General features: G+C 58.5%; 6 protein-coding genes. 2 read left to right on the forward strand and 4 right to left on the reverse strand.

The window, feature by feature from the left end; genetic code table 11:
• Positions 1–161: 161 nt before the first annotated feature.
• From AACY18_RS16910 to AACY18_RS16925, 4 genes are all read right to left on the reverse strand, one after another.
• Positions 162–1,595 (reverse strand): NAD(P)(+) transhydrogenase (Re/Si-specific) subunit beta, encoded by a 1,434-nt coding sequence (locus tag AACY18_RS16910; protein ID WP_339432419.1) that lies wholly within the window; start codon positions 1,593–1,595, stop codon positions 162–164.
• Positions 1,595–1,915: an NAD(P) transhydrogenase subunit alpha gene (locus AACY18_RS16915; RefSeq protein WP_003187417.1), complete on the reverse strand. Its 321-nt coding sequence runs from the start codon at positions 1,913–1,915 to the stop codon at positions 1,595–1,597. Before AACY18_RS16915 ends, AACY18_RS16910 begins: the two co-directional genes overlap by 1 nt.
• Before the next feature lie 15 nt (positions 1,916–1,930).
• The gene (locus AACY18_RS16920) at positions 1,931–3,052 is read right to left on the reverse strand and encodes a Re/Si-specific NAD(P)(+) transhydrogenase subunit alpha (protein WP_339432420.1); all 1,122 of its coding nucleotides are present in this window, start codon (positions 3,050–3,052) and stop codon (positions 1,931–1,933) included.
• Positions 3,053–3,486: 434 nt separating this feature from the next.
• Positions 3,487–4,386, reverse strand: coding sequence for a LysR family transcriptional regulator (locus AACY18_RS16925; protein WP_339432421.1), 900 nt, complete (start codon positions 4,384–4,386; stop codon positions 3,487–3,489).
• A gap of 157 nt (positions 4,387–4,543) precedes the next feature.
• Here AACY18_RS16925 and AACY18_RS16930 point away from each other — a divergent pair, with 157 nt between their 5' ends.
• The gene (locus AACY18_RS16930; protein ID WP_339432422.1) at positions 4,544–5,725 is read left to right on the forward strand and encodes an acyl-CoA dehydrogenase; all 1,182 of its coding nucleotides are present in this window, start codon (positions 4,544–4,546) and stop codon (positions 5,723–5,725) included.
• Positions 5,726–5,738: 13 nt separating this feature from the next.
• Positions 5,739–6,959, forward strand: a complete 1,221-nt coding sequence (locus AACY18_RS16935) for a CaiB/BaiF CoA transferase family protein (RefSeq protein ID WP_339465442.1) — start codon at positions 5,739–5,741, stop codon at positions 6,957–6,959.
• The last annotated feature ends 354 nt before the right edge of the window (positions 6,960–7,313 follow it).

The raw sequence follows: 7,313 nt of genomic DNA on the forward strand, positions 1-7,313 counted from the left end.
GGCGCCTGTCCCGCTACCAAGGTCGCAAAAGAGGCGTCTATTTAGCGGGTTTGAAGTAAAACACCGTTACCGGATCTGCAACAACGCGGCATATTGTCCGATTGTTTTCGCCAACGAAAACGCCCCGACAAATCGGGGCGTTCGGTATTGCTGCGGGGTGATTACTCGACCGCTTTAACCATGTCTTCGATAACTTTTTTCGCGTCGCCGAACACCATCATGGTCTTGTCCAGGTAGAACAGTTCGTTGTCCAGACCGGCATAGCCGCTGGCCATCGAGCGTTTGTTGACGATGATGGTCTTGGCCTTGAACGCTTCGAGAATCGGCATGCCGGCAATTGGCGATTTCGGATCGTTCTTCGCGGCCGGGTTGACCACGTCGTTCGCGCCGAGCACCAGCACCACGTCGGCCTGGCCGAACTCGGAGTTGATGTCTTCCATCTCGAACACCTGGTCGTAAGGCACTTCGGCCTCGGCCAGCAGGACGTTCATGTGCCCTGGCATCCGCCCGGCCACCGGGTGGATTGCGTACTTCACGGTCACGCCACGGTGGGTCAGCTTCTCGGTCAGCTCTTTCAGAGCATGCTGTGCACGCGCTACCGCCAGACCGTAGCCCGGTACGATGATCACGGTGTCGGCGTTGGTCAGCAGGAAGGTCGCATCGTCAGCCGAACCGGATTTCACCGGACGTGCTTCTTTCGCGCCAGCCGGGCCAGCGTCGGCCGTGTTGCCGAAACCGCCGAGCAGTACATTAAAGAAGGAACGGTTCATCGCCTTGCACATGATGTACGAGAGGATCGCACCGCTCGAACCCACCAGCGAACCGGCGATGATCAGCATCGAGTTGTTCAGCGAGAAACCGATACCTGCCGCTGCCCAGCCGGAATAGCTGTTGAGCATCGACACCACCACCGGCATGTCGGCGCCGCCGATCGGAATGATGATCAGCACGCCCATCACGAACGCCAGCGCCAGCATCAGCGCGAAGGCGGTGAGGTTGCCGGTGAGCATGAAGGTCAGGCCGAGCACCAGCGTCGTCAGACCCAACACCGCGTTGAGCTTGTGCTGACCGGCAAACTGTACCGGTGCGCCCTGGAACAGACGGAACTTGTACTTGCCCGAGAGCTTGCCGAACGCGATCACCGAACCGGAGAAGGTGATTGCACCGATGGCTGCACCGAGGAACAACTCCAGACGATTGCCCGCCGGAATCGAGTCGCCCAAGTGTTTAACGATGCCCAGCGACTGCGGCTCGACCACTGCGGCAATGGCGATGAACACCGCGGCCAGACCGATCATGCTGTGCATGAACGCGACCAGTTCCGGCATCTTGGTCATTTCAACGCGCTTGGCCATGATCGAACCGGCGGTGCCGCCGATCAGCAAGCCAACGATGACGTAACCGATGCCGGCGGTGGCCAGTTCAGCACCCAGCTTATAGATGAGGCCGACGGTGGTGAGGATGGCCAGTGCCATGCCGAGCATGCCGAACAGGTTGCCGCGCCGCGATGTGGTCGGGTGCGACAGGCCTTTGAGGGCCTGGATGAAGCAGATCGACGCGATCAGGTAGAGCGTCGTGACGAGATTCATGCTCATTACTTCGGCGCCTCTTCTTTTACTTTCGGGGCTTTCTTCTTGAACATCTCAAGCATGCGGCGGGTGACCAGGAAGCCACCGAACACATTGACCGCCGCCAATGCCACGGCGAGGGTGCCCATGGTTTTGCCCAGCGGCGTGACGGTCAGCGCAGCGGCGAGCATGGCACCGACGATCACAATGGCTGAAATGGCGTTAGTCACCGCCATCAACGGCGTGTGCAGCGCAGGCGTCACGTTCCAGACCACGTGGTAACCGACATAAATCGCCAGCACGAAGATGATCAGGTTGTAGATACCGGGGGAGATAAGCTCTTCCATCGTCTGAATCCCTGCTTAGGCGTTTTTGCGGATGACTTGGCCGTCGCGGCACATCAGGCACGCGGCGACGATGTCGTCTTCGAGGTTCACTTCGAACTGGCCTTCTTTGGTGAAGACCAGCTTCAGGAAGTCCAACAGATTGCGCGCGTACAGCGCCGAGGCGTCTGCAGCGACTTCACCGGCCAGATTGGTCGGGCCGCAAAGGGTCACGCCGTTCTCGATCACCACCTGATCGGCCACGGTCAGCGGGCAGTTGCCGCCCTGAGCCGCCGCGAGATCGATGACCACCGACCCCGGTTTCATCTGCGCCACGGTATCGGCGCTCAACAGCGTCGGTGCCTTGCGGCCCGGAATCAACGCGGTAGTGATGACGATGTCAGCTTGCTTGGCGCGCTCGTGCACAGCCTGGGCCTGACGCTGCATCCAGCTCGCCGGCATTGGTCGTGCGTAACCGCCGACACCGACGGCGCATTCGCGCTCTTCATCGGTCTCGTAGGGCACGTCGACGAACTTGGCGCCGAGGGATTCGATCTGTTCCTTCACGGCCGGACGTACGTCGGACGCTTCGATCACCGCTCCCAGACGTTTCGCTGTCGCGATCGCCTGCAAACCCGCCACACCTGCACCGAGGATCAGCACGCGCGCCGCTTTCACGGTGCCCGCCGCCGTCATCAGCATCGGCATGAAACGCGGATAGTAGTGAGCGGCCAGCAACACAGCCTTGTAGCCGGCAATGTTCGCCTGGGACGACAACACATCGAGACTCTGCGCCCGCGAGGTGCGTGGTGCCGCCTCCAGGGCGAACGCGGTAATCCCGCACTCGGCCATTTTGGCGATGGTTTCGTTATTGAACGGGTTGAGCATGCCCACCAGCACCGTGCCACGCTTGATCAGCGTCAGCTCGGCGTCGCTCGGGGCGACCACTTTGAGAATCAGCTCGGCACCGAACGCGTCATTGGCACTGCCAATCGTTGCGCCTGCCGCTTCATAGGCACTGTCGACAACACTGGCCTTAATGCCGGCGCCGGTTTGCACAGTGACCTTATGACCTTGGCTGATCAGCTTTTTAATGGTTTCCGGGGTTGCAGCAACCCGTGTTTCACCGGTCTGGGTTTCGAGAGGAACACCAATGTGCACGTCAAATCTCCTGCGTGATCTTATTGAGTAAACCCAGGCACTGCGGATGGTGCGACTGGGGCGGCCGATCAGCACGATCCCGCCGAATCAAGGCGGGGCGCGGCATTTTGCAGGCGAACTTTATGCCCTTCAAGGGATTATGACGGGTGACGGAAAATTAACTACAAGTCATCCCGTGACCGAATGTCGCAGATGACCGGCTGAACCCCTTGCAGGCCGTGCTTTTCAAGGATTCTGGCTGAATTTGAAATTTTTTCTCATCGGTGACGTGAATAGGCAGTGATGAGTCGTGAATAGAGGCTCAAAGCCACGCCATTAGGCGTTTGTGGGACGTCTGTACGACTTTCGGATACAGTCTGTGAAAATGCGACAAATATTTATATCTGTAGCGCTTTTCATTTGCTGACTACGGAGTCAACTACGGCGAAGAGCCTTTATCCTTCAAGGCTGTAGCTGTTCGCCTGATTCACCAGCCAATCGCGAAATGCCTTTAGAGACGCTGATTCGACCTTTCGCTCCGGAATCATCAGGTAATAAGCTTTGATGCTGGACAGGGCCTGCGGGTTGGCAATCACCAAGCGCTTCTCCCCCAATTCCCGCTGGATCAGGAAGGGCGGAATCAGCGCGATGCCCATGTCGTGCATGGCCGCTTGGGCGAGCATGGAGAATAGCTCGTAACGCGGGCCTGTCATGTCGCGAGGGATATTCAAGTGCTGGGAGTTAAACCACTGGCGCCAGGCATAGGGACGAGTGGTTTGCTGCAGTAAAGGTAGATCGGCGATTTCTTGGGCTGTCAGGTGTGTCTTGTTACCGAGTAGGGCGGGGCTGCACACCGGCATCGGATTCTCGCCCATCAACCTGTGGGATTCGGTACCGGACCAATCCGCGTCGCCGAAGTAGATCGCGGCGTCGAACTCGGTGTCGGCAAACAGGAACGGCCGGGTGCGGTTGGTCAGATTGACCGTCACTTCCGGATGCTTGAGCTGGAAATCCTTCAGTCGTGGCAGCAGCCATTGCGTACCGAATGTCGGCACCACCGCCAGTTCGATCACGTTGGTCCCCTGTTGGCCCATCACCGACAGCGTATCCCGTTCAACTGCATCGAGTTGGGTCGCCACCCGGCGGCTGTAGGAAAGTCCCGCTTCGGTCAGCTTCACCCCACGTCTCGAGCGTCGGAACAGTTCTACGCTGAGGAACTCCTCAAGGCTGGCGATCTGTCGGCAAATGGCGCCTTGGGTGAGGGAAAGTTCTTCGGCAGCTTTGGTAAAGCTCTCGTGCCGCGCGGCGGCCTCGAAGCTGATCAGGGCAGTTGTGCTGGGGATCTTTCTGCGCATGTACATCAACCTCACTAATGCGCCGCATAAAAGGCATTTAGCGACGTTTCGGAGTGAGAAATTAGCACAACAGAATGCGAAATCCTCGTTTGCCGTGACGACGAACCGCGCCTAGGATCAATGCCACGTTAATTCACCGATTTGCGAGGACACACTCATGGGCGGTAAAGCTAGCTTCAACTGGATCGATCCCCTGCTGCTGGATCAACAGCTCACTGAAGAAGAGCGCATGATCCGCGACACCGCCGAGCAGTTCGCTCAACAGAGCCTCGCACCGCGTGTCCTCGAAGCCTTCCGCCATGAGAAGACTGACCCGGCGATCTTCCGCGAGATGGGGGAGGTCGGCCTGTTGGGCGCAACCATCCCGGAGCAATACGGTGGCAGCGGCCTCAACTATGTCAGCTACGGCTTGATTGCCCGTGAAGTGGAGCGTGTCGATTCCGGCTATCGCTCGATGATGAGCGTGCAGTCCTCGCTGGTGATGGTGCCGATCAACGAATTCGGCACCGAAGCGCAGAAGCAGAAATACCTGCCAAAACTGGCGTCCGGCGAATGGATCGGCTGCTTCGGTCTGACCGAGCCGAACCACGGTTCCGACCCGGGCGCGATGATTACCCGGGCTCGCAAGGTCGACGGCGGTTACAGCCTGACCGGCGCGAAGATGTGGATCACCAACAGCCCGATCGCCGACGTGTTCGTGGTGTGGGCCAAGGACGATGCTGGCGACATCCGTGGCTTCGTACTGGAGAAAGGCTGGAAAGGGCTGAGCGCTCCGGCGATTCACGGCAAGGTCGGCCTGCGTGCTTCGATCACCGGTGAGATCGTGATGGACAACGTGTTCGTGCCGCAAGAGAACATTTTCCCGGACGTGCGCGGTCTGAAAGGTCCTTTCACCTGCCTCAACTCCGCGCGCTACGGCATTTCCTGGGGCGCACTGGGCGCTGCCGAATTCTGCTGGCACACCGCTCGCCAATACACGCTGGATCGCCAGCAGTTCGGCCGACCACTGGCTGCTACTCAATTGATTCAGAAGAAGCTCGCCGACATGCAAACCGAGATCACGTTGGCGCTGCAAGGCTGCTTGCGTCTGGGTCGTATGAAGGACGAAGGCACGGCTGCCGTTGAAATCACGTCGATCATGAAACGCAACTCGTGTGGCAAGTCGCTGGATATCGCCCGTATGGCCCGTGACATGCTCGGTGGTAATGGCATTTCCGACGAGTTCGGTGTGGCCCGTCATCTGGTCAACCTGGAAGTGGTGAATACCTATGAAGGTACCCACGACGTTCACGCGCTGATCCTCGGGCGTGCGCAAACCGGTCTGCAGGCGTTCTATTAATAGGAGAGCGACCATGGGCGCGCTGTCGCATCTGCGGGTACTGGATTTATCGCGAGTGCTGGCCGGGCCTTGGGCCGGGCAGATCCTCGCCGACCTTGGCGCTGAGGTGATCAAGGTCGAGCGCCCGGGCAATGGTGATGATACTCGCGCCTGGGGGCCGCCCTTCCTTAAAGACGCCTATGGCGAGAACACGTCCGAAGCCGCGTATTACCTGTCGGCCAACCGTAACAAGCAATCGGTGACCATCGACTTCACCCGCCCTGAAGGGCAAAAACTTGTGCGGGAACTGGCGGCCAAGTCCGACATCTTGATCGAGAACTTCAAGGTCGGCGGCTTGGCGGCTTATGGGTTGGATTACGAGTCGCTGAAGGCAGTCAATCCGGATCTGATCTACTGCTCGATCACCGGCTTCGGTCAGACCGGGCCGTATTCCAAGCGCGCTGGTTATGACTTCATGATTCAGGGGCTGGGCGGACTGATGAGTCTGACCGGTCGACCTGAGGGTGATGAGGGGGCGGGGCCGGTGAAGGTCGGGGTGGCGCTGACGGATATTCTGACGGGGCTCTATTCGACGGTGGCGATCCTCGCGGCACTGGCCCATCGCGATCATGACGGTGGGGGGCAGCACATCGATATGGCGTTGCTGGATGTGCAGGTGGCCTGCCTGGCTAACCAGGCGATGAACTACCTGACTACTGGCAATGCGCCTAAGCGTCTTGGCAATGCGCATCCCAACATCGTGCCTTATCAGGACTTCCCGACGGCTGATGGTGATTTCATTCTTACCGTGGGTAATGACGGTCAGTTCCGCAAATTCGCGGAAGTGGCGGGGCAACCGCAGTGGGCTGATGATCCGCGTTTCGCTACTAATAAGCTGCGGGTGGCGAATCGGGCGGTGCTGATTCCCCTCATCCGACAGGCGACGGTGTTCAAGACTACGGCTGAATGGGTGGCCCAGTTGGAGCTGGCGGGTGTGCCGTGCGGGCCGATCAACGATCTGTCGCAGGTATTTGATGATCCGCAAGTCAAGGCGCGGGGGTTGGCAATTGAATTGCCGCATGCGTTGGCAGGGATGGTACCCCAGGTGGCGAGCCCTATTCGGATGTCGCAGACCCCGGTCGAGTATCGCCGAGCGCCTCCTTTATTGGGTGAGCACACGCTGGAGGTATTACAGCGGGTATTGGGTTTGGAGGCGGGAGCGGTTGCTACGCTGAAGGAGGAGGGGGTGCTCTGACCATTTCTTCTATATAGAGAAATGGTGTTTCGATCCTGGTTAGAGGCGGATCTGGATGTTTTTTAACCGATCTGCAAGTGATTGATAGAAAAGCGAAATTAACGGTTGACGGCAGATTCTGGAAGCCTATAATTCGCCCCACTTCCGGCGCAGTCGAAACGGAAAACTCCTTGAGATTCAATGAGTTATGAAGTTTTCGGCAGCAAGTTGCTTCAGTTCATCGAAGTCAGAAAGAAGTTGAAAAAGAGGTGTTGACAGCAGCGTGTAACGCTGTAGAATTCGCCTCCCGCTGACGAGAGATCGAAGGCGCAAGTGGTTGAAGTTGTTGAAGAATTCTTCGAAAACTTCTGAAAA

This window comes from Pseudomonas sp. EA_65y_Pfl2_P74, assembly GCF_963970575.1.
Lineage (GTDB): Bacteria > Pseudomonadota > Gammaproteobacteria > Pseudomonadales > Pseudomonadaceae > Aquipseudomonas > Aquipseudomonas baetica_A.